Below are 21,800 nucleotides of genomic sequence, written 5' to 3' on the forward strand. Positions count from 1 at the left end.
CGCTCTTGTCGTCAGGAATCTTCCATGCGTTTTTGTAAATTCTTGCTTGTGAGTTGTTTGTCAGTGGTCAGCCTGATCAGTCATGCCGAAACCGTCAAAGGCCTTTATCAGGTACGTGAGCCGGTGAATGGCCAGTCGCCCGAGGAGCGTGACCAGGCGACTCAACGAGCATTGGACACTTTGGTGTTGCGCCTGACCGGTGACCCCAAGGCCGCTCAAAATCCGGGGCTGGCGGCGATTCGCAAAGATCCGCAACAGATCATCAGCCAATACGGCTTTGAAGCCGGTCCGCCGGAAGTCCTGAAAGTCGATTTCGACCCGGGTACCACCGAGCAGGCCCTGCGCCGCGCCGGCCTGGCCATGTGGGGGGCCAATCGGCCGTCGATCCTCGGCTGGTGGCTCAACGATTCCACCGAGGGTTCAAGCCTGGTGGGCGACGGCCAGGCCAGTGCGGCGCCGCTGCGTCGGGCTGCCCAGCACCGGGGCTTGCCATTGCGCTTGCCATTGGCGGACCTGAACGAACAGATCGTCGCGACCGCGCCGAATCTGGAAGGCGCAGATTCCGGCCCTTTGCTTGCGGCATCGGAACGCTACAACGCCGACGCCCTGCTCGCGGTGCACGCCAAAGAGGAGGGCGGGCAGTGGCAAGCCAAGTGGCAATTGTGGCTGGGGGATAAAAAAGAGGCAGGCAGCGTGCAGGGCGCCGATCAGGCCGCCGTGGCCGATGCGGTGATGCTGGCGGTCAATGAGCGCCTGGCGCCGCGGTTTGTCGCCAAGCCCGGTGCTTCGAGCGCGCAATTGCTGGAAGTGCAAGGCATGAATCTTGAGCACTACGCGTCCCTTGGGCGCTTGCTGGAGCCATTTGGCGGGCGCGTGCAAAGCGTCGACGGCGACCGGATCGTCTACCGGGTCAATGGCAGCGCCGAGCAGTTGCGTGCGCAACTGTCGCTGGCACGGTTGCAGGAAACGCCGGCGGCTCAGGCACCGACTCCGGCAGTGCCGGTTCAACCGGCCGCTGGTGGTGCGGTGCCAGCCCAGGCGCCTGCGCCAGCGGTGACACCGCAACTGCGGTTTCGCTGGTAGTTTTTCTCTCTTTATATAGAAGCAATGGAGTGGTTCATGGCCGATACGCGGCGTTGGTTCTGGCTCGGTGGGGTGGTCCTGCTTTGTGTTTTTGTCTGGTTGTTGCATCCGATCCTGACGCCGTTCCTGGTGGCCCTGCTGTTGGCCTATCTGTTCGACCCGCTGGTGGATCGACTGGAGAAGGCGGGGCTGTCTCGCACCTGGGGTGTAGTGGCGGTATTTGCCCTGTTTACATTGATCCTGACCGCGCTGCTGTTGGTCCTGGTGCCGTTGCTCGCCCGGCAGCTGTTTCGCTTGTATGAGCTGGCCCCGCAGATGCTCGACTGGCTGCAGCACACGGCATTGCCCTGGGCGCAATCGAAATTCGGTCTGTCGGAGGGCTTCTGGAAGTTCGACAGGCTCAAGGCCGCCATCGGCGAGCATATGAGTCAGACCTCTGATGTTGTCGGTGTGGTACTGAGTCATGCGACGGCCTCGGGGTTGGCGTTGATTGGCTGGTTGGCGAATCTGGTGCTGATCCCGGTGGTGAGCTTCTACCTGTTGCGCGATTGGGACCTGATGATGGCCAAGGTCCGCAACCTGCTGCCCCGTGATCGTGAGGAGCGCGCGGTGTCGCTGGCGGGTGAATGCCATGAAGTACTCGGTGCGTTCATTCGGGGCCAGTTGCTGGTCATGGTGGCCCTGGGGGTGATCTACGCGGCAGGCCTGATGCTGGTCGGGCTGGAGCTGGGCTTGCTGATTGGCATGATTGCCGGTCTGGCGGCGATCGTGCCGTACATGGGGTTTATCATCGGCATCGGTGCGGCGCTGATTGCAGGGCTGTTCCAGTTCGGTGGCGATCTATACCCGATGCTCGGCATTGTCGCGGTGTTCATGGTCGGCCAAGCGCTGGAGGGTATGGTGCTGACGCCGCTGCTGGTCGGTGACCGGATTGGTCTGCACCCGGTGGCGGTGATTTTTTCGATCCTGGCCGGGGGGGAGCTGTTTGGCTTTACCGGTGTGCTGCTGGCATTGCCGGTCGCCGCGGTGATCATGGTGCTGGTTCGCCATGTGCAAGATTTGTATAAGGATTCCGATATCTACGGGGGCGTTGACGAACAGCAGCTGTAAAAGGTGTCGATGGGCGATGGCGGGCTGCCTCGGGTTCGTGCCGGGTCCGCCTGATTACACAGCGCGACTGTCACATGCACCGCCAAAGAAACTGTCATAAAACCGGTGCGTTAACGCAAACCTTTGATTTTGCTTGTGGTCTATCGCATTGTGCGGCCCGCTTCACGGGTATAAACTTCGCAAACTTTACACAGAGGCCACTAACGGTTCCTTTGGAACTGTTCAGTCAGCATGAAACCGATTCAGTTGCCCCTAGGTGTGCGTCTGCGTGACGACGCCACCTTTATCAACTACTACCCAGGCGCCAATGCCGCTGCACTCGGCTATGTCGAGCGGCTATGCGAAGCCGACGCCGGCTGGACCGAAAGCCTGATCTACCTTTGGGGCAAGGATGGGGTAGGGCGTACGCACCTGTTGCAGGCTGCCTGCCTGCGCTTCGAGCAATTGGGAGAGCCTGCGGTGTATCTGCCGCTGGCCGAGCTGCTCGATCGCGGTATTGAGATTCTCGATAACCTTGAGCAATACGAACTGGTCTGTCTCGATGACCTGCAGGCGGTTGCCGGCAAGGCGGACTGGGAAGAAGCGCTGTTCCATCTGTTCAATCGGCTGCGCGACAGCGGCCGGCGCCTGCTGATTGCCGCGTCGACATCACCGCGCGAGTTGCCGGTGAAGCTGGCAGACCTCAAGTCGCGCCTGACCCTGGCCTTGATCTTCCAGATGCGTCCACTGTCCGATGAGGACAAATTGCGTGCCCTGCAATTGCGCGCGTCCCGTCGCGGACTGCACCTGACCGATGAGGTCGGGCATTTCATCCTGACTCGCGGTACCCGCAGCATGAGTGCGCTGTTCGAGTTGCTTGAGCGTCTCGATCAGGCCTCCCTCCAGGCTCAGCGCAAGCTGACAATCCCGTTTTTGAAAGAAACCCTCGGCTGGTAGACCCTCTGAAACCGGGGCTTACAGCCGTTTCGGCATATTTCAGGCGCCAGAAATTCCGCTTTCCTGCAAGGTTGCAGGCCGCGTGCATGTTTAAAATGGGCTTAAGCGCTTAGATGTAAACGAGAAACCAATAAGTCACAAAAAGATTGATTGAATTTGCAAATGAGGTCGATAGCGGGCATAGTCTCGACTTCTTTACAACTTCAGCCACGGTCGTGCCCATGCTAAATCGCTTCGCACCCCTCGTGCCTCTCGCACTCGTCACCCTGTTGTTCGGTTGCGCTGCCCACACTCCAGTGGCCCAGCAAGCGCCGCAACAGCAGGTTCAAAACTCGGCCACTGCCCAGTCTTCCGCTCTCTTTCAGGAAGAGCTGGCCACCGAAAAAGAACTCGCAGACTTCGCCGGCGGCAAGTCCTACCAGCTTCCGGTCCTGGCCGACAGCATCCTCGAACGCGGCATGTCCCTGATCGGTACCCGTTACCGTTTCGGTGGCACTTCTGAAGCCGGCTTCGATTGCAGCGGTTTCATCGGTTACCTGTTCCGCGAAGAAGCGGGCATGAACCTGCCACGCTCCACTCGCGAAATGATCAACGTGGACGCTCCGCTGGTCTCGCGCAGCAAGCTTGAGCCGGGCGATCTGCTGTTCTTCGCAACCAACGGTCGTCGTGGTCGTGTCAGTCACGCCGGTATCTACCTGGGTGACAACCAGTTCATCCACTCCAGCAGCCGCCGCAGCGGTGGTGTGCGCATCGATAGCCTGGGCGATAGTTACTGGAGCAAGACCTTCATCGAGGCCAAGCGCGCCCTGGCGATGGCACCTAACGCGTCACCAATCGTCACTGCCCGCAAATAAGTGCACAGTTTGTAGGGTGAACTTAAAGTCTTACTTGAAGTTTGCCCCATAGCAGCTAGAATCCTGATCTATTAATGATGGCAAACCGCCTGCGTCCCGCGCAGGCGGTTTTCTTTTCTGCACTCCCGGCAGAAAAAGCCGCAGCCAGATCAGGATGCTCTGCTTATGACGACGTCGGCCCGCCTCGCAATCATGTTCTTCGCCGCGCTGCTCAGTGCCTGCGCCAGCCGCACACCGCCTCCCGCGCCGGTGGTTCGCGCGCCCATCGTGTTTGGTTCCCCGCAAGCTTTTTCGCCCGAAGCGGAAGACGTGCTGTTTCGCGCACTCGGTCTGGTGGGTACGCCTTATCGCTGGGGTGGCAACACACCGGATTCCGGATTTGATTGCAGCGGCCTGATCGCCTATGTGTATCGCGATGTCGCCGGTATTGCCTTGCCGCGCACGACGCGCGAGATGATCTCCATGCAAGCGGCGAATGTCGGCAAGGAAGGCCTGCAAACCGGCGACCTGCTTTTCTTCGCTACCAATGGCGGTTCCCAGGTCAGTCATGCCGGGATCTACGTGGGAGAAGGGCGTTTTGTCCATGCGCCGGCCACCGGCGGCACTGTAAAGCTCGACAGCCTGTCCAAGACCTATTGGCAAAAGGCTTACCTGAGCGCCAAGCGTGTTCTGCAGCCTGAGCATCTGGCGCGCAACCCGTAACGTCCGGAGCTGCTGCTCATGACTGCTCGCACGCTGAATCTCGACGACGCCCTGTATCAATACCTGCTTGATGTTTCCCTGCGCGAAACGCCACTGCTCAAGCGCTTGCGCGATGAGACCCAGGCGCTGCCGATGGCACGCTGGCAGGTGGCGCCGGAGCAGGGACAGTTTCTCGCTTTGCTGGTGAAGCTGACCGGCGCCAGGCGCTTGCTCGAAGTCGGTACGTTCACCGGTTACAGCGCGCTGTGCATGGCGGCGGCATTGCCGGCTGACGGTTCGCTGATGTGCTGTGATATTCCCGGCGACTACAACGCCATTGCACGGCGCTACTGGCAGGAAGCGGGGCTCGCCGGGCGGATCGACCTGCGCCTGGCACCCGCACTGGAAACCCTCGCCGAGCTTGAGCGGCAAGGTCAGGGCGGGCAGTTCGACCTGGTGTTCATCGATGCAGACAAGGCCAACTACCCGAGTTATCTGGAGCATGCCCTGCGTTTGCTGCGGGTCGGTGGGCTGGCGGTGTTCGACAACACCCTGTGGAGCGGGCGTGTGCTTGAGACCAGCCCCGAGAGCGCGGACACCCGGGCGATCCAGGCGCTCAACCTGGCGTTGAAGGATGATGTGCGGGTGGATCTGTCGTTGTTGCCGTTGGGTGACGGGCTCACACTCTGTCGCAAACGTTGAGCTGGAAATCATGTGGGAGCGAGCTTGCTCGCGATGGCGGCATGTCAGTCAACCAGGATGTTGAGTGTGCTGGCCTCATCGCGAGCAAGCTCGCTCCCACAGGTTTTTTATGTTTCAGTGATAACGTTACCTAGCAGCCGACACCCGCCACACCTTGTTCCCCACATCATCAGCCACCAGCAGATCGCCCTGCCGGTCGATCACCACGCCCACCGGGCGGCCCATGGCTTCTTCCTTTTCGTTGAGAAAGCCGCTGAGCACTTCAATCGGTTGTCCCGCAGGTTTGCCTGCGCTGAACGGCACGAAAATCACTTTGTAGCCACTGTGGGGGTTACGGTTCCAGGAGCCGTGCTGCCCGATGAAGGCCCCTTGGGTGAACGGCGCCGGCAGCTTGCTGTTTTCAGCGAAGGTCAGGCCCAGTGATGCCGTGTGTGGGCCGACGGCGTAGTCCGGAGCAATGGCCCTGGCCACCAGGTCGGGGTTTTGCGGCTCGACGCGAATATCGACATGCTGGCCGTAGTAACTGTACGGCCAGCCATAGAACGCGCCGTCCTTCACCGAGGTGATGTAGTCCGGGACCAGGTCGCTGCCGATTTCATCCCGCTCGTTGACCGCGGTCCACAGCACGCCACTGCGCGGTTCCCAGGCCATGCCGTTGGGGTTGCGCAGGCCCGAGGCGAAGATCCGTTTTTGGCCGGTGGCGCGGTCCACTTCCCAGATCGCTGCACGACCTTCTTCCTTGTCCATGCCGTTTTCCGCGACGTTGCTGTTGGAGCCCACGGTGACGTAGAGCTTGCGACCGTCCTTGCTGGCGATGACGTTTTTGGTCCAGTGGTGGTTCAGCGGCCCACCCGGCAAGTCGACCACTTTGACCGGCGGCGAGTTGATCGACGTATCGCCGTTTTCATAATGGAATCGCAGCAAGCTGTCCGTATCGGCCACATACAGGTTATTGCCGACCAGCGTCATGCCAAAGGGCGAGTTGAGGTTTTGCAGAAACACCGTGCGGGTTTCCGCGACGCCATCGTGGTTCTTGTCGCGCAGCAAGGTGATGCGGTTCGCACTGGGCACGCGAGCTCCAGCGCGGCCCATGACTTTCTTCATGACCCAGCCGCGAATGCCTTTGCCGTCTTCGGGTTTGGGTGGCGCGTTGGTTTCCGCCACCAGTACGTCGCCGTTGGGCAGCACATAAAGCCAGCGGGGGTGATCCAGGTCTTCGGCAAAAGCGGCCACTTGAGTGCCCGCGGCGGCGACGGGTTTCGCGCCCTGGGGCCAGCCGATGGCCGGGGCGATGTTCACGGTCGGGAGCAGGGTTTTGTTGGGGGGCGGCAGTTGAGGAGAGGTGCCGGTGCCGTCGGAGACTTGCAGGCCGGCGGTCTCACTGCAACCGGCGAGCCCTCCGCAGATCGCGATAACGAGAACGAGCGGGGGCGTGCGCATACGGGTGTTCCCTATGAATGCCTTGTTCTAATCATAGAGACGCGTCGTCGTCCAATGGTTCAACCTCTAGCCGCGTGCTTCCTTGAACAGCACCGCAATGCCGGGGTGATAGTTACCGGCTTCATTGCGCAACTTGCGGTAGGCATAAGGGAAATACCAGGCGACCGCGCAGGTGTGTTCCTTTTGCAGATCGTCGACCATGTCCTGCAGTTCTTCCGGTGTCGCGCCTTGCTGGGCTTTTTGCGGGGCGACGAACAGGCAGCCGAGTTTCAGGTCGCTGGCGTGGCTCAGGCGCTTCGCATCGCTGGCGATGTCGAGCAGGGCCTGGCTCAGATTGAGGCTGTTGACCCGTGGCCAACGCTGGCTGGCCTGGATGTAGGCGCGGGTTTCGGACGAGGCGAGGAACAGGTCGGCGCGGCTGTTGCGTTCACCTTCTTCGGTCTGCTTGCGGGTGGGTGTCTGTTGCAGTGTGACCATCTCGGCCATCCAGGCGGCGGCCGACAGCAGTCCGAGATTGGCTTTTTCGTCGTGCCAGTAGGGGGTGTCGCCATCACCGCGGACGGCGTTGTAGCGGTCGATGCATTCGAACCAGCGCTCGAGCACAGGACGCAGGAATTCCAGCTTTGGATTGCTGATGATCATGCCTTGCATGGGCTCACCCTTATTATTGTGTTGTGAGGTATGGCTCTTTGATATCACTGCTGAGGGCGAGGCACAAGATTGGCGTCAGTTTTTTGATTGACGACCGTTATTCGGTGGGTGGCCTCCCGGCTTTAATTGACGCTCCACCCCCAACCCTCTAACCTTCGCGGCTTGTTTCAGGTGCTCTGTGACTTGGGTCGACAGAGTGAAACAGGGAAGCCGGTGAAGCGCGTTCTTCCGTTGGTCGAAGACCCGCCATTCCGGCGCTGCCCCCGCAACGGTAAATGAGTGAAAACTGTGTCTGATGCCACTGTGTCGATTCGATGCGGGAAGGCGCGCAGTCTGGCTTCGCGCCACTCATGAGCCCGGAGACCGGCCTGATTCATCCAGCGGCATCACGGTGGGCGATGCCAGGCTTGTTGCCTTCTATTGCTGTGCCTGCCCGCCGTTATTCCTGCCTCAACGGAGAGCTCCCCCATGACTGATACCCCCGATCGTGACGAACGCCACCTGGCGCGCATGCAGCGCAAAAAAGCCGTGATCGACGAGCGCATCGCCAATTCCCCGAACGAGTGTGGTCTGTTGCTGGTGCTGACCGGCAACGGTAAGGGCAAGAGCAGTTCGGCCTTCGGCATGCTCGCCCGCGCCATGGGGCACGGCATGCAATGCGGCGTGGTGCAGTTCATCAAGGGCCGTAACAGTACCGGCGAAGAGTTGTTCTTCCGGCGCTTTCCCGAGCAGGTGCGTTTTCATGTGATGGGCGAAGGGTTCACCTGGGAAACCCAGGACCGTCAGCGCGACATCGCTGCCGCCGAAGCGGCGTGGGCGGTGTCCCGGGAACTGCTGCGCGATCCGTCCATCGGCCTGGTGGTGCTGGATGAGCTGAACATCGCCCTCAAGCACGGCTACCTCGATCTCGATCAGGTGCTCAGCGACTTGCAGGCCCGGCCGCCGATGCAACACGTGGTGGTCACCGGGCGTGCCGCCAAGCCGGAAATGATCGAGATGGCCGACACGGTCACCGAAATGGGCATGATCAAGCACGCGTTCCAGGCCGGGATCAAAGCGCAGAAAGGCGTCGAGCTGTGAGCCAGCCTCGTCATTGCCCGGCGGTACTGATTGCCGCGCCGGCCTCCGGCCAGGGCAAGACCACCGTCACCGCGGCGCTGGCCCGATTGCATCGCAATCAGGGGCGCAAGGTTCGCGTGTTCAAGTGCGGCCCCGACTTTCTCGATCCGATGATCCTCGAACGCGCCAGCGGTGCACCGGTGTATCAACTGGACATGTGGATGGTCGGCGAGCAGGAGAGTCGCCGGTTGCTGTGGGAAGCGGCCGCTGAAGCCGACCTGATCCTGATCGAAGGCGTCATGGGGCTGTTCGACGGTACGCCGTCGAGCGCCGATCTGGCGCGGCATTTTGGTGTGCCGGTGCTGGGTGTAATCGACGGCACCGCCATGGCCCAGACCTTCGGCGCACTGGCCCTGGGACTGGCGCGTTATCAGCCGGACTTGCCGTTCGCTGGCGTGCTGGCCAATCGCGTCGGCACGCTGCGCCACGCGCAATTGCTCGAAGGCAGCCTGACTGAAGGATTGCGCTGGTACGGCGCGCTGTCCCGGGAAACCGGAATTGAACTGCCGAGCCGACACCTGGGGCTGGTGCAAGCCAGTGAACTGAACGATCTCGACCTGCGCCTCGATGCGGCAGCCGACGCCCTGGCCAGCAGTTGCGAGGTCGCGCTGCCACCGGCAGTCGAGTTCGCCGCACCGGATGCCATTGCTGCCGAGCCGCTACTGGCCGGTGTGCGCATTGCTGTGGCCCGTGATGAGGCCTTTGCATTCACCTACGGTGCGAGCCTGGATTTACTGCGGGCGATGGGCGCTGAACTGTCGTTCTTCTCGCCGATCCGCGACCGCCAATTGCCGGAGGCGGACAGCCTGTATCTGCCGGGCGGTTACCCGGAGCTGCACCATGTCGCGCTGGCGCAAAACACGGCGATGCTCGAGGCGATCCGCGCCCACCACCGCGCGGGCAAACCCTTGCTCGCCGAGTGTGGCGGCATGCTGTATCTGCTCGACTCCCTGACCGATGTCGAGGGCACTCGCGCCGAACTGGCGGGCTTGCTGGCCGGTGATGCGGTCATGCAAAAGCGTCTGGCCGCGCTGGCGTTGCAAGCGGTGGAACTGCCGGAAGGTTCGCTGCGCGGGCACACCTATCACCATTCGCTGACCAGCACTGAACTGACGCCGATTGCTCGAGGCGTGAGCCCTAACGGCGGGCGCGGAGCGGAGGCGGTTTATCGTGAGGGGCGGATGACTGCCTCTTATGTGCACTTTTATTTTCCGTCCAATCCCTCGGCGATTGCCGCGCTGTTTGCGCCGGACCTTGAAGCCGCCTTCGCGAGCAAGTCGGATCGCCGCACCGCCGCTCCCACAGGGGAATGCATTTCTTCAGGCCGCTCACCTTTAAATGTGGGAGCGGGCTTGCCCGCGAAGAGGCCATGACCGACAACGCATTCACCGAAGCCGAACGCGCAGCGGTCTACCGCGCCATCGGCGAGCGCCGCGACATGCGCCACTTTAGCGGCGGTACGGTCGAGCCCGAGTTGCTCCAGCGCCTGCTCGAGGCTGCGCACCAGGCACCCAGTGTCGGCCTGATGCAGCCTTGGCGCTTCATCCGCATCAGTGATCGCGCCTTGCGCGGGCAAATCCAGGGGCTCGTGGAAGAGGAGCGCGTGCGCACCGCCGAAGCCCTCGGCGAGCGCAGCGACGAGTTCATGAAGCTCAAGGTGGAAGGCATCAACGATTGCGCCGAGGTCCTGGTCGCCGCACTGATGGACGACCGTGAGCAGCATATCTTCGGTCGCCGCACCTTGCCGGAAATGGACATGGCCTCGCTGTCCTGTGCCATCCAGAACCTGTGGCTCGCGTCCCGTGCCGAAGGGCTGGGGATGGGCTGGGTGTCGCTGTTCGAACCCCAGGCACTGGCGGACTTGTTGAGGCTGCCGCCGGGTGCCAAACCGCTGGCGGTGCTGTGCCTGGGACCGGTGAAGACGTTCTACCCGGCACCGATGCTGGTGCTCGAAGGCTGGGCGCAGGCGCGTCCGCTGCATGAATTGCTGTATGAGAACTATTGGGGAGTGAGTCAATGAGTGTGGCGTTGTTGAGTGTCGCCGCGGTTGCGCTGGATGCGCTGCTGGGTGAACCCAAACGCTGGCATCCGCTGGTGGCGTTCGGCCGTTTTGCCGATCGCATCGAGCAACGTTTCAACGGCGGCGGTCGCGGCTGGCGCAGCCATGGCGTCACTGCGTGGGTGATCGCCGTGCTGCCGCTGGTGCTGTTGGTCACGGCATTCTCCTGGGCGCCTTACATCGGCTGGATTGTCGAGATTCTCGCGCTCTATTGCGCCCTCGGCATGCGCAGCCTCGGTGAACACGTCACGCCGGTGGCCAAGGCCTTGCGCGGTGATGACCTTGATGAGGCGCGCAAGCGTGTGAGTTATCTGGTCAGCCGTAAAACCAGTGACCTGGATAAAACCGAAGTCGCCCGTGCCGCCACCGAGTCGGTGCTGGAAAACGGCAGCGACGCGGTGTTCGCCGCGTTGTTCTGGTTTGCCGTGGCCGGGGCGCCGGGCGTGGTGCTCTATCGCCTGAGCAATACGCTGGATGCGATGTGGGGCTATCGCAATGAGCGCTTCGAACGGTTCGGCTGGGCGGCGGCGAAGATCGACGACCTGCTCAATTACATTCCAGCGCGTCTGGTGGCACTGACTTATGCGCTGCTGGGCAAAACCCGGCTGGCGTTGAAATGCTGGCGCACCCAGGGTCCGACCTGGGACAGTCCGAACGCCGGCCCGGTGATGGCGGCAGGCGCGGGGGCCCTTGGCGTCGAATTGGGCGGGGCGGCGATTTATCACGGCGAACTGCACCAGCGTCCGCAACTGGGCGAAGGCGTGCCCGCGGACGCCGACTCCATTGACCGGGGCTGGCAACTGGTCCAGCGCGGGGTATGGTTATGGCTGCTGATTCTCTGCCTGGGGGCCGAATTTTATGCTTGAGCACGGTGGACGATTGCGCAAGGCGGCGCTCGAATACGGCATAGATGAAGCCGACTGGCTGGACTTGTCGACGGGCCTGGCGCCCTGGCCGTTCCCGGTGCCGGATATTCCGCTGCGGGCCTGGGCCCGTTTGCCGGAGGCGGACGATGGTCTGGAACAGGCAGCCTGTGATTACTACGGCACCTTGCAGGCATTGCCGGTGGCAGGTTCGCAAATGGCGATCCAGCTGCTGCCGCGATTGCGTCGGGCGGGCAAGGTCGGCGTGCTGTCGCCGTGCTACGCCGAGCACGCCGAAGCGTGGCGTCGCAACGGCTACATCGTGCGGGAAGTGCTGGAGCAGGAAGTCGACTTCTTCATCGACAGCATCGACGTGCTGGTGGTGGTCAATCCGAATAACCCCACGGGCCTGAGCCTCACCCCCAGTCGCCTGCTCGACTGGCACACGCGACTGGCCCAGCGCGGTGGCTGGCTGGTGGTGGACGAAGCGTTCATGGATAACACGCCGCAACTGAGCCTGGCGCCGTTTGCCCATCAAGTCGGGCTGATCGTCTTGCGCTCCTTCGGCAAGTTCTTCGGCCTGGCCGGCGTGCGCCTGGGGTTTGTGCTGGCCGAGCGCAAGTTGCTCAAGTTGCTGGCAGAACAGGTGGGGCCCTGGGCTGTGAGCGGGGCGACCCGGGTAGTGGGGCAGGCCTGCCTGCGCGATACCGAGGGGCAAACGCGGCAACGGCTGCGCACCGAAGAGGCCAGTGAGCGCCTGGCGTCTTTGCTGCAGCAACATGGCTTCGAGCCCCATGGCGGCTGTGCGTTGTTCCAGTGGCTGATCACCGAGCGCGCCGAAGCACTGCATGAGTTCATGGCCCGGCGCGGCATTCTCCTGCGGTTGTTCACGCACAACAGCAGCCTGCGATTCGGCCTGCCCGGTGACGAAGCCGCCTGGGTGCGGCTGGCGCAGGCATTCGAAGATTTCGCCAAGGAAAAGCAATGACCACGCTGATGGTGCAGGGCACCACGTCGGATGCCGGTAAAAGCACGCTGGTGACTGCGTTGTGCCGTTGGGCTACGCGTCAGGGTGTCAGGGTAGTGCCGTTCAAGCCGCAGAACATGGCACTCAATAGTGCGGTGACCGCCGACGGCGGCGAGATTGGCCGTGCCCAGGCAGTTCAGGCCCAGGCCGCGCACCTCGAACCGCATACCGACATGAATCCGGTATTGCTCAAGCCCAACAGTGACACCGGTGCCCAGGTCATCATCCATGGCCGCGCCGTCACGACCATGAACGCCGTCGCCTATCACGACTACAAAAGCATCGCCATGCAGGCGGTGCTGGCCTCCCACGAGCGCTTGAGCGCGGCCTATCCACTGGTGATGGTCGAAGGCGCAGGCTCGCCGGCGGAAATCAATTTGCGCGCCGGCGACATCGCCAACATGGGCTTCGCCGAAGCGGTGGATTGTCCGGTGTTGCTGATTGCCGATATCAATCGCGGCGGGGTGTTCGCCCATCTGGTGGGTACCCTCGAACTGCTGTCGCCGAGCGAACAGGCGCGGGTCAAAGGCTTCATCATCAATCGTTTTCGCGGTGACATCGCGTTGCTGCAACCCGGTCTCGACTGGCTTGAAGAACGCACCGGCAAACCGGTGATCGGCGTGCTGCCGTACGTGATGGATCTGCACCTGGAGGCCGAGGACGGCATCGATCAACGCCAGACCGATAAAGCCGATCGGGTGCTGAAAGTCGTGGTGCCGGTGCTGCCGCGCATCAGCAATCACACCGATTTCGATCCGCTGCGCCTGCATCCGCAAGTGGACCTGCAATTCATCGGGCCCGGCCAGGCGGTTCCGCCTGCCGACCTGATCATTCTTCCTGGTTCGAAAAGTGTCCGCAGCGACCTCGCGTACCTGCGGGCCAACGGCTGGGAAACCGCGATCGCCCGGCATCTGCGTTACGGCGGAAAACTGCTGGGGATCTGTGGTGGCCTGCAGATGCTCGGTGAGCAGGTGCATGACCCGCTGGGCCTTGAGGGCGCGCCGGGCTCCAGTGCCGGTTTGGGGTTGCTGGCGTTCCAGACCCGGCTCGAACAAGAGAAACAGCTGCGCAATGTGTGCGGTCGCCTGGCGCTGGAAGATGCGCCGGTATCGGGTTATGAAATCCATGCTGGCGTGACCACCGGACCGGCGCTGGAAAACGCTGCCGTGCAACTGGATGACGGTCGCTGCGATGGCGCGCAAAGTGCGGACGGGCAGATTTTCGGCACCTACCTGCACGGGCTGTTCGAATCGCCGACAGCGTGCAGTGCGCTGTTGCGCTGGGCCGGTTTGCAGGAGGTGCAGGACGTGGATTATCACGCCTTGCGCGAGCGCGATATCGAGCGGCTGGCGGATCTGGTGGAGAAGCATCTGGATACCGGACTGTTGCGGAAACTCTGTGGAATCTGAGGTGAGAGCTCTGGCCTCTTCGCGAGCAAGCCCGCTCCCACAGTTGATCGCGTTCCAATGTGGGAGCGGGCTTGCTCGCGAAGACTGAAGTGGCCACACCGTCTATTTGAAAGGATGTAACCATGCTCCAACTGATCCTCGGCGGCGCCCGCTCCGGCAAGAGTCGCCTGGCTGAAAAACTCGCCATCGACAGCGCCCTGGCCGTGACCTATATCGCCACCAGCCAGCCACTGGATGGTGAAATGAGCGAGCGGGTCGCCCATCACCGTGCCCGTCGTCCTGCCGAATGGGCGCTGATTGAAGAACCCCTGGAACTGGCCCGGGTACTGCGTGAGAGCGCACGGGCCGACCACTGCCTGCTGGTGGATTGCCTGACCCTGTGGCTGACCAACCTGCTGATGCTCGACGATGCCGGGCGCCTGGCCGCCGAGCGTGATGCCCTGCTGGACTGCCTGGCGTCGCTGCCGGGTGAAATCATTTTTGTCAGCAACGAGACCGGAATGGGTGTCGTGCCGCTGGGCGAATTGACTCGCCGCTATGTCGATGAAGCCGGTTGGCTGCATCAAGCTCTGGCTGAGCGCTGTCAGCGTGTCGTCCTGACCGTCGCCGGCCTGCCCCTGACTCTGAAAGGAACTGCGTTATGACTCAATCCTGGTGGCTGAACCCGTGCCGGCCGGTCGATACCCAAGCGGTCGAACAGGCACTGGCGCGGCAACAGCAACTGACAAAACCGGCCGGCTCCCTCGGTCAGCTGGAATCGGTGGCGGTGCAACTGGCGGGATTGCAGGGGCGGGTCAAGCCGAGTCTGGAACAGGTGTGGATCGCGATATTTGCCGGCGACCATGGCGTGGTCGCCGAGGGCGTGTCGGCCTTTCCCCAGGAAGTCACCGGGCAGATGCTGCTCAACTTCGTCAGCGGTGGTGCGGCGATCAGCGTGTTGGCGCGGCAACTGGGCGCTTCCCTTGAGGTGGTTGACCTTGGCACGGTGACGCCGTCGCTGAATCTGCCCGGTGTGCGTCACCTGAACGTCGGCCCGGGCACGGCGAATTTCGTACAGGGACCGGCCATGACCGAAGCCCAGGGACAACTCGCTTTGCAGGCCGGCCGTGACAGCGTGCAGCGGGCGATGGCCAGCGGTGCGCAGTTGTTCATCGGTGGCGAAATGGGCATTGGCAACACCACCGCTGCCAGCGCCCTGGCCTGTGCCTTGCTCGATTGCCCGGTGGGCCATTTGACCGGACCTGGCACCGGGCTCAATGCCGAAGGTGTCAGCCACAAGGCCCAGGTGATCGGGCGCGCCTTGGCATTGCATGGCGCACAGCGTGACGATGCCTTGCAGACCCTGTTCAATCTTGGTGGCTTCGAGATTGCCGCGCTGGTCGGTGCCTATCTCGCCTGTGCTCAAGAAGGTGTCGCGGTGCTGGTGGACGGCTTCATCTGCAGTGTCGCTGCGTTGGTCGCGGTGCGCTTGAATCCTGAATGCCGTCAGTGGCTGTTGTTCGGTCATCGCGGCGCCGAGCCGGGGCACCGTCATGTGCTGGAAACCCTGGATGCGCAACCCTTGCTCGATCTTGGTCTGCGGCTTGGCGAAGGCAGTGGCGCTGCATTGGCTGTGCCGCTGTTGCGTCTGGCGTGCGATCTGCACGGGCAAATGGCAACTTTCGCCGAAGCCGCCGTGGCAGATCGTCCGGCATGACCCTGCGCGTGGATCTGTTGCGTCACGGTGAAACCGAATTCGGCGGCGGGTTGCGCGGCAGCATTGATGATGCCTTGACCGACACGGGCTGGGCGCAGATGCGCGCCGCCGTGGTCGGGCAGGGGCCATGGGATCGGTTGATCAGTTCGCCGTTGCAGCGTTGTGCGCGGTTTGCCGAGGAACTCGGTGCGCAACTGGGTGTGCCGGTGCAATTGGATAAAGACCTGCAAGAGTTGCATTTCGGCGCCTGGGAAGGGCAAAGCGCGGCGGCGTTGATGGAAACCGACGCGCAGGCGCTGGGCTTGTTCTGGGCCGATCCTTACTCGTTCACGCCGCCTCAGGGCGAGCCGGTTGCGGACTTTTCGACACGGGTGCTGGCAGCGCTGGAGCGTTTGCACGCGACCTGTGCCGGTGAGCGCATTCTGCTGGTCAGCCACGGCGGGGTGATGCGCCTGTTGCTGGCACAAGCTCGCGGGCTGCCGCGAGAGCAGCTGCTCAACGTTGAGGTCGGGCATGGCGCACTGTTTTCGCTGACGATGGAGTCCGCTGGTTTATTGAAGGAAGTGCTCTGACCATGTTGCCATTCTGGATCGCCCTGCAATTTCTCAGCAGCCTGCCGATTCGCCTGCCCGGCATGCCTGAGCCTGGGGAACTGGGGCGGTCACTGCTGTTTTATCCGTTGGTGGGATTGCTCTTTGGCGTGATTCTGTGGGCCGTGAGCTGGCTGTTGCAGGGTGCGCCGGCGTTGCTGCACGCGGCGTTGTTGCTGAGTGTTTGGGTGCTGCTCAGCGGCGGGTTGCATCTCGATGGCCTGGCGGACAGCGCCGATGCCTGGCTCGGCGGTTTTGGCGACCGTGAGCGTACGCTGACCATCATGAAAGACCCGCGCAGCGGGCCGATCGCCGTGGTGACGCTGGTGCTGCTGTTGTTGCTCAAGTTCACTGCGCTACTGGCGCTGATCGGGCAACCGAATTCGCTGGCATTGGTCATCGTGCCGTTGATCGGTCGCAGCGCGTTGCTCGGCCTGTTCCTGACCACACCCTATGTGCGTGCCGGTGGCCTGGGGCAGGCATTGGCCGATCATCTTCCGCGTTCGGCGGGCCGGCAGGTGTTGGCGGTCAGTGCGCTGGCATGTGTTTTGATTGCCGGTTTGAGTGGTGTGGTGGCGGTGGTGTTGGCGGTTCTCGGGTTTGTCTGGCTGCGGCAGGTGATGCTGCGGCGGTTGGGTGGCACGACGGGGGACACGGCAGGGGCGATGCTGGAGTTGCTGGAGGTAGGGGTGTTGGTTGAATTGGGATTAGTCTGAGCGCAGTGATGGTGACTGTTCTGGCCTCTTCGCGGGCAAGCCCGCTCCCACAGGGTTTCTGTATTGTTGACAAAATAGTGGGCACACCGAAAATCACTGTGGGAGCGAGCTTGCTCGCGATGGCGATCTAACAGGCGCCACTCCCTTGTAACTTGATTTAACACGCTCACGGGTATATACACGCACCATGCTCGATTCCCAATGTTTATGCATCAACCTGCGTCGCGCCGCCCGTGGCGTCAGCAGGCATTACGACGGCGCTCTCGACGGCTTCGGGATCAACGTTGCGCAGTATTCTTTGCTGTGCAATCTGCAGCGTCTGGATCAGCCGAGCATTTCAACCCTGGCCGAGGCCATGGGCCTGGATCGCAGCACCTTGGGGCGCAATTTGCGGGTGCTGGAGGGTGACGGCCTGGTGACACTGGTCGAGGGCGAGGACATGCGCAACCGCATTGTCCTGCTGACCGAGGCCGGGGCAGAGCGCCTCAAGGCTGCCTTGCCGGCCTGGGAAGCCGCACAGCAGCGCTTGATCGATCGCCTGGGTGCCGAGAAGCGCGAAACCTTACTGAAGCTGCTGGACGAACTGGCGTGATGCCGGTTTTTCCGAACATAAGCGGGTATATACCCGCTACCGGAGAACAACAATGACATCGATGTGGCGTACGTGCGGTTGGGTTCTGTTGGGGAGTGCGCTGATCCTTGCGTTGTCTCTGGGGGTTCGACATGGCTTCGGGCTGTTTCTGGCGCCGATGAGTGCCGAGTTCGGCTGGGGTCGTGAAGTCTTTGCCTTCGCCATCGCCTTGCAGAACCTGATCTGGGGCCTCGCCCAGCCATTCACCGGCGCGCTGGCCGACCGCTTCGGCGCGGCGAAAGTGGTACTGATCGGTGGCGTCCTGTACGCAGCCGGGCTGATTTGCATGGGGCTCTCCGACTCGGCAGTGACTCTGTCTCTGAGCGCCGGCCTGTTGATCGGCATCGGGCTGTCCGGCACGTCGTTCTCGGTGATTCTGGGGGTGGTCGGCCGCGCAGTACCGCCGGAAAAGCGCAGCATGGGCATGGGGATCGCCAGTGCTGCCGGCTCGTTCGGCCAGTTCGCGATGTTGCCCGGCACGCTCGGTTTGATCGGATGGCTTGGCTGGTCCGCGGCGTTACTCGCGCTGGGCTTGCTGGTGGCGCTGATCGTACCGCTGGTGAGCATGCTCAAGGACAAGCCGTTGCCCGTCCTGGGCCACGAACAAACCCTTGGCGAAGCACTGAGCGAAGCCTGCTCGCATTCCGGATTCTGGCTACTGGCGTTCGGCTTTTTTGTCTGCGGATTCCAGGTGGTGTTCATCGGCGTGCACTTGCCGGCCTACCTGGTGGACCAACATCTACCGGCCACGGTCGGCACCACGGTGCTGGCGCTGATCGGCCTGTTCAACATTTTCGGCACCTATACCGCCGGGTGGCTCGGCGGGCGCATGTCCAAGCCGCGTTTGCTCACCGGTTTGTATTTGCTGCGGGCGGTGGTCATTGCGTTGTTCCTGTGGGCGCCGGTGACCACCACCACGGCCTACCTGTTCGGCATGGCCATGGGTTTCCTGTGGCTGTCGACGGTACCGTTGACCAACGGTACGGTGGCGACCTTGTTCGGCGTGCGAAACCTGTCCATGCTCGGTGGGATTGTTTTCCTGTTTCACCAGCTCGGTTCATTCCTGGGCGGCTGGCTGGGCGGGGTGGTGTATGACCGAACCGGGAGTTATGACTTGATCTGGCAAGTGGCAATTCTCTTGAGCCTGTTGGCCGCCGCCCTCAACTGGCCGGTGCGTGAGCGGCCGGTGGCACGCCTGCAAACTCAAATGAGTGCGACATGAACAGCCTTTGGCCACGCATCGCTGTAGCCGCTGTCTGCGCCTTGTTGCTGGCGTTGTCGTGGTGGGGCTGGCATCAGGGCGGGCTGGCGCTGATGCAGTTGGGCATGGGTGCTTGCTAGTGAGCGGCGAGGGCGAGTAACGTCGCTTTTGACGAATTATCAAGGATGCTCGAGATGCTCAAGCGCTGGTGTGCTGTTCCCGCGTTGCTGATGACGTTGTCCGGGCTGGCTTGGGCCGCTGATTGTCCGGAGGTGCTGCAGGGCTCGCTGCCGAAGTTGCGGGCCAAGGAGTCCATCGACCTGTGCCAGCGTTACGCCGATAAACCGCTGGTAGTGGTCAACACCGCCAGTTTCTGCGGGTTCGCACCGCAGTTCGAGGGCCTTGAGGCACTCAATCAGCACTACAAGGGGCAAGGGTTGGAAATACTCGGCGTGCCGTCAAACGACTTCAAGCAGGAGTCCAAAGACAGCGCCGAGACGGCGAAAGTCTGCTATGCCAACTACGGCGTGACTTTCACCATGACTGAACCACAAAAGGTTCGTGGCGACGATGCGACGCACTTGTTCAAAGTCCTCGCCCGTCAAACCAGTGCGCCGAAGTGGAATTTCTACAAGTATGTGGTGGATCGCCAGGGCAAGGTGATCGCCAGTTTCTCCAGCCTGACCAAACCGGATGATCCCGAGTTCATCGCCGCGGTAGAAAAAGCCCTGGCTTCGCCACCGCTTGCTTCTGCCCCCTGACGTTCGGCCTCGTTGTTTGGTGGTGCACACGTTCCCTTGTAGGAGCTGCCGAAGGCTGCGATCTTTTGATCTTGCTTTTGCGATCTGGAGATAGTTGAAGATCAAGATCAAGGTCAAAAGATCGCAGCCTTCGGCAGCTCCTACACGAAATCTGTATTCCGCGGGATTCCGTGAAGAACCAAAAAAGCCCCGCCTCTGTGAAGAGAGCGGGGCTTTTTTGAATCCGGTGGCGAGCGGTTCAGGCTCGCCGGGAATCATCAGAAGCGGTAGGTTGCACCGAGTCCGAAACCGTTTGCGTAGTTTTCATACTTGGCGTTGTAGCTTTGGCCGCGGTCGTTGCTGTTGTTGACCTTGACCGATTCTTCGCGCAGGTACGAATACGCCAGGTCGATGGTCAGGTCGTCGGTCGGACTCCAGCCGGCGCCCACGCTGAAAATTTTGCGATCGCCCGTCGGGATGCGCGGAGAGCGGTCGACGTTGTTGGTCGGTGCCTGGTCAACGGACAGACCGGTACGCAGTACCCATTGCTTGTTCAGCTGGTAGGACGCGCCGATGGCGTGAGCCCAGGTGTCGTGCCAGTTCTGTTCTTCGGTGATGGTACCGAACTGGCCATTCAGAACGGCTGGAACACCTGAGTTTTCAACGGTGATTTCTTTCAGGCGGCTCCAGCGGGTCCAGGTGCTGCCTGCGTACAGAGTCCACTTGTCGTCAAGCTGGTGAGTGACCGAGAAGTCCACCGATTCAGGTGTGGTCAGGTCCAGCGAAGCGTCGTATTTCTGGTTCGGATTCTGGCCGATCAAGCCCAGCACGTTGTAGTTGACCTTGGTGTTGCCTTCGAGCTTGTACTTCACTTTCGAGTGGTAGGTCAGGCCGACGCGGGTGCTGTCGGTGGCTTGAACCAGCACGCCGATGTTGTAGCCCAGCGCAGTGTCGTCACCTTCGATCTTGACCTTGCCGTCTGGCGCGGCCTGGGTGATCGACAGGTTCGACTCCAGGGTGCCGTCGATGCGGTTGATGGTCGGGCCGAAACCGATGGAGACCTTGTCGTTGAAGGCGTAGCTGACAGTCGGTTGCAGGGTGACGATTTTAACTTCGCTCTTGCTGCCGAAGTAACGGCCGGCAAAGTTGTTTTCGTAGTCGGTGACCAGACCGAATGGTGCGTACACGCCGATACCGAATGCCCAGTGGTCGTCGATGGGTTTGACGTAGTAACCCATCGGCACGCCCATGAAAGGGACCATGTCACCTTTGTTGGTGCCGCCGTTCGGACGGGAGCTGGCATCACTGATGTCGGTGTGCGCGTCGATGAATGCAACACCGCCGGTCACTTGTTCGCGCTTGATGCGGGACATGCCGGCAGGGTTGCCAGCAATGGTGGATGCGTCGTCGGCAGCAGAAGATCGCCCGGCAAAACCTGTACCCATCCCGCTGATGCTTTGTTCGTTGAGGGCAAAGCCACTTGCGAAAATCTGGGTGGATGCCATGGCAACGGCGAGACTAAGGGTGGTTTTGAGCATTACTTTTTTCATTATTAGAACTCCTGGTGATCACCGGGGCGAAAATTACCAATATTTTCGTCCCGGCGCCATAGGCTGTATGCCTTGATTTAGAGCGGTTTTGTAGGACAATCAGACCAAAATCACCGCCTGTTGCGCGATGTTTGGATCCAGAAGAGTCAGCAGGCTACCTGATTCAGAGGTGAAACACAGGTTTGCCAGGCGCTGGTGAAATCACGCAGACGCCCTTGGGGATGAAATGTCTGGCGCCAGATCCTGGCCATGCCCAACAAATCATCAGGGGAGGGGAGGGGGGTATTCTGTTCCTCCACCAGCAGCCAGGCGATGGCTGTGGCGTAACGCAGGTTGACGGTCAACTCGAGGTGCGGGCCGCTCAGAAACGCATGCTGGCTGGCCAGGCCGCGGACCAGGCTTGCACGCTCCGGATCAAGGGCCAGGTAATGGTCCCAAAGTGCCTGGTGGCGGGGCTCGGCGATGCGGTACAGGCCGTGCCCACGGCGGTCATGCAGGGCGGAACCAAGGGCTGACTGGCTGGCGGCAATGCCCAGCAGCAGGGATTCGGCAGTAGCGCTATGGCGTCCGAGGTAGATCAATGTCGGACGAATCACATAGCGACACAGTTCGCTGGCAGCGATACCCATAAAACCCTCGAAACCTGAATTGGACGGCGATACCTGAAGGGGGCTTGGCAGCTGTGAATCGGTTCAGGCTCGCCGCAAGCGGGTCAAGCCGCTTGAGTTGAAGTGTAGTGTCA

At 61.8% G+C, this 21,800-nt stretch carries 24 protein-coding genes and 1 riboswitch; of the genes, 20 read left to right on the forward strand and 4 right to left on the reverse strand.

The features are described from left to right. Positions 1-24 precede the first annotated feature (24 nt). The 6 genes from C9422_RS23585 to C9422_RS23610 all read left to right on the forward strand — a co-directional run bounded on the left by C9422_RS23585 (position 25) and on the right by C9422_RS23610 (position 5,366). The gene (locus C9422_RS23585; protein WP_116582322.1) at positions 25-1,083 is read left to right on the forward strand and encodes a DUF2066 domain-containing protein; all 1,059 of its coding nucleotides are present in this window, start codon (positions 25-27) and stop codon (positions 1,081-1,083) included. Between the two features lie 36 nt (positions 1,084-1,119). Beyond that, a complete protein-coding gene (locus C9422_RS23590) occupies positions 1,120-2,193 on the forward strand; it encodes an AI-2E family transporter (RefSeq protein WP_116582323.1) in 1,074 nt (357 codons plus the stop codon). A gap of 231 nt (positions 2,194-2,424) precedes the next feature. Beyond that, the gene (gene hda, locus C9422_RS23595) at positions 2,425-3,129 is read left to right on the forward strand and encodes a DnaA regulatory inactivator Hda (protein WP_007898944.1); all 705 of its coding nucleotides are present in this window, start codon (positions 2,425-2,427) and stop codon (positions 3,127-3,129) included. Positions 3,130-3,350: 221 nt separating this feature from the next. Further along, the gene (locus C9422_RS23600; protein ID WP_057715813.1) at positions 3,351-3,983 is read left to right on the forward strand and encodes a C40 family peptidase; all 633 of its coding nucleotides are present in this window, start codon (positions 3,351-3,353) and stop codon (positions 3,981-3,983) included. A 165-nt stretch (positions 3,984-4,148) separates the two neighbouring features. Then, on the forward strand, positions 4,149-4,685 hold the full coding sequence (locus C9422_RS23605) for a C40 family peptidase (protein ID WP_110662246.1): 537 nt from the start codon (positions 4,149-4,151) through the stop codon (positions 4,683-4,685). 18 nt (positions 4,686-4,703) lie between these two features. Then, the gene (locus tag C9422_RS23610) at positions 4,704-5,366 is read left to right on the forward strand and encodes a class I SAM-dependent methyltransferase (RefSeq protein ID WP_116582324.1); all 663 of its coding nucleotides are present in this window, start codon (positions 4,704-4,706) and stop codon (positions 5,364-5,366) included. Between the two features lie 126 nt (positions 5,367-5,492). Here the strand turns inward: C9422_RS23610 and C9422_RS23615 are convergent, their stop codons facing one another. Further along, on the reverse strand, positions 5,493-6,806 hold the full coding sequence (locus C9422_RS23615) for a sorbosone dehydrogenase family protein (protein ID WP_116582325.1): 1,314 nt from the start codon (positions 6,804-6,806) through the stop codon (positions 5,493-5,495). 66 nt (positions 6,807-6,872) lie between these two features. Beyond that, positions 6,873-7,457 carry a hypothetical protein gene (locus C9422_RS23620; RefSeq protein WP_116582326.1) on the reverse strand — a complete coding sequence of 195 codons (585 nt, stop codon included), beginning with the start codon at positions 7,455-7,457 and terminating at the stop codon, positions 6,873-6,875. A gap of 152 nt (positions 7,458-7,609) precedes the next feature. Continuing rightward, positions 7,610-7,844: riboswitch (cobalamin riboswitch) on the forward strand. Positions 7,845-7,925: 81 nt separating this feature from the next. Between C9422_RS23620 and cobO the strand changes: the two genes are divergently transcribed. From cobO to C9422_RS23690, 14 genes are all read left to right on the forward strand, one after another. Further along, positions 7,926-8,537, forward strand: coding sequence for a cob(I)yrinic acid a,c-diamide adenosyltransferase (gene cobO / locus C9422_RS23625; protein ID WP_007984541.1), 612 nt, complete (start codon positions 7,926-7,928; stop codon positions 8,535-8,537). Beyond that, positions 8,534-9,949, forward strand: a complete 1,416-nt coding sequence (locus C9422_RS23630; protein ID WP_116582327.1) for a cobyrinate a,c-diamide synthase — start codon at positions 8,534-8,536, stop codon at positions 9,947-9,949. The genes cobO and C9422_RS23630 overlap by 4 nt, the downstream gene beginning before the upstream one ends. After that, complete coding sequence (gene bluB / locus C9422_RS23635) at positions 9,946-10,596, forward strand: 5,6-dimethylbenzimidazole synthase (protein WP_116582328.1); 651 nt, start codon at positions 9,946-9,948, stop codon at positions 10,594-10,596. Before C9422_RS23630 ends, bluB begins: the two co-directional genes overlap by 4 nt. Beyond that, positions 10,593-11,501, forward strand: a complete 909-nt coding sequence (gene cbiB, locus C9422_RS23640; protein WP_116582329.1) for an adenosylcobinamide-phosphate synthase CbiB — start codon at positions 10,593-10,595, stop codon at positions 11,499-11,501. The genes bluB and cbiB overlap by 4 nt, the downstream gene beginning before the upstream one ends. Further along, complete coding sequence (cobD, locus tag C9422_RS23645) at positions 11,494-12,486, forward strand: threonine-phosphate decarboxylase CobD (protein ID WP_116582330.1); 993 nt, start codon at positions 11,494-11,496, stop codon at positions 12,484-12,486. The genes cbiB and cobD overlap by 8 nt, the downstream gene beginning before the upstream one ends. Further along, positions 12,483-13,934 carry a cobyric acid synthase gene (locus C9422_RS23650; protein ID WP_116582331.1) on the forward strand — a complete coding sequence of 484 codons (1,452 nt, stop codon included), beginning with the start codon at positions 12,483-12,485 and terminating at the stop codon, positions 13,932-13,934. The genes cobD and C9422_RS23650 overlap by 4 nt, the downstream gene beginning before the upstream one ends. A 122-nt stretch (positions 13,935-14,056) precedes the next feature. Further along, complete coding sequence (gene cobU, locus C9422_RS23660; protein WP_116582333.1) at positions 14,057-14,578, forward strand: bifunctional adenosylcobinamide kinase/adenosylcobinamide-phosphate guanylyltransferase; 522 nt, start codon at positions 14,057-14,059, stop codon at positions 14,576-14,578. After that, on the forward strand, positions 14,575-15,630 hold the full coding sequence (gene cobT / locus C9422_RS23665) for a nicotinate-nucleotide--dimethylbenzimidazole phosphoribosyltransferase (RefSeq protein WP_116582334.1): 1,056 nt from the start codon (positions 14,575-14,577) through the stop codon (positions 15,628-15,630). The genes cobU and cobT overlap by 4 nt, the downstream gene beginning before the upstream one ends. Further along, a complete protein-coding gene (cobC, locus tag C9422_RS23670) occupies positions 15,627-16,202 on the forward strand; it encodes an alpha-ribazole phosphatase family protein (protein WP_116582335.1) in 576 nt (191 codons plus the stop codon). Before cobT ends, cobC begins: the two co-directional genes overlap by 4 nt. 2 nt (positions 16,203-16,204) lie before the next feature. Beyond that, positions 16,205-16,936 (forward strand): adenosylcobinamide-GDP ribazoletransferase, encoded by a 732-nt coding sequence (locus C9422_RS23675; RefSeq protein ID WP_116582336.1) that lies wholly within the window; start codon positions 16,205-16,207, stop codon positions 16,934-16,936. A 187-nt stretch (positions 16,937-17,123) separates the two neighbouring features. Further along, entirely contained in the window at positions 17,124-17,528 is a 405-nt protein-coding gene (locus C9422_RS23680) for a MarR family winged helix-turn-helix transcriptional regulator (protein ID WP_046037619.1), read from the forward strand. Between the two features lie 52 nt (positions 17,529-17,580). Next, positions 17,581-18,789, forward strand: coding sequence for an MFS transporter (locus tag C9422_RS23685; protein ID WP_116582337.1), 1,209 nt, complete (start codon positions 17,581-17,583; stop codon positions 18,787-18,789). Further along, on the forward strand, positions 18,786-18,908 hold the full coding sequence (locus tag C9422_RS32650; RefSeq protein ID WP_007977581.1) for a hypothetical protein: 123 nt from the start codon (positions 18,786-18,788) through the stop codon (positions 18,906-18,908). Before C9422_RS23685 ends, C9422_RS32650 begins: the two co-directional genes overlap by 4 nt. A 54-nt stretch (positions 18,909-18,962) precedes the next feature. After that, positions 18,963-19,529, forward strand: coding sequence for a glutathione peroxidase (locus C9422_RS23690; RefSeq protein ID WP_116582338.1), 567 nt, complete (start codon positions 18,963-18,965; stop codon positions 19,527-19,529). A gap of 257 nt (positions 19,530-19,786) precedes the next feature. Here C9422_RS23690 and C9422_RS23695 read toward each other — a convergent pair whose 3' ends face one another. Further along, positions 19,787-21,058, reverse strand: coding sequence for an OmpP1/FadL family transporter (locus tag C9422_RS23695; RefSeq protein ID WP_116582339.1), 1,272 nt, complete (start codon positions 21,056-21,058; stop codon positions 19,787-19,789). Positions 21,059-21,204: 146 nt separating this feature from the next. Further along, positions 21,205-21,687, reverse strand: coding sequence for a hypothetical protein (locus tag C9422_RS23700; RefSeq protein WP_007977587.1), 483 nt, complete (start codon positions 21,685-21,687; stop codon positions 21,205-21,207). Positions 21,688-21,800: the final 113 nt, after the last annotated feature.

Origin of the sequence: Pseudomonas sp. B1(2018) (assembly GCF_003097365.1) — a bacterium.
GTDB lineage: Bacteria > Pseudomonadota > Gammaproteobacteria > Pseudomonadales > Pseudomonadaceae > Aquipseudomonas > Aquipseudomonas laurylsulfatiphila.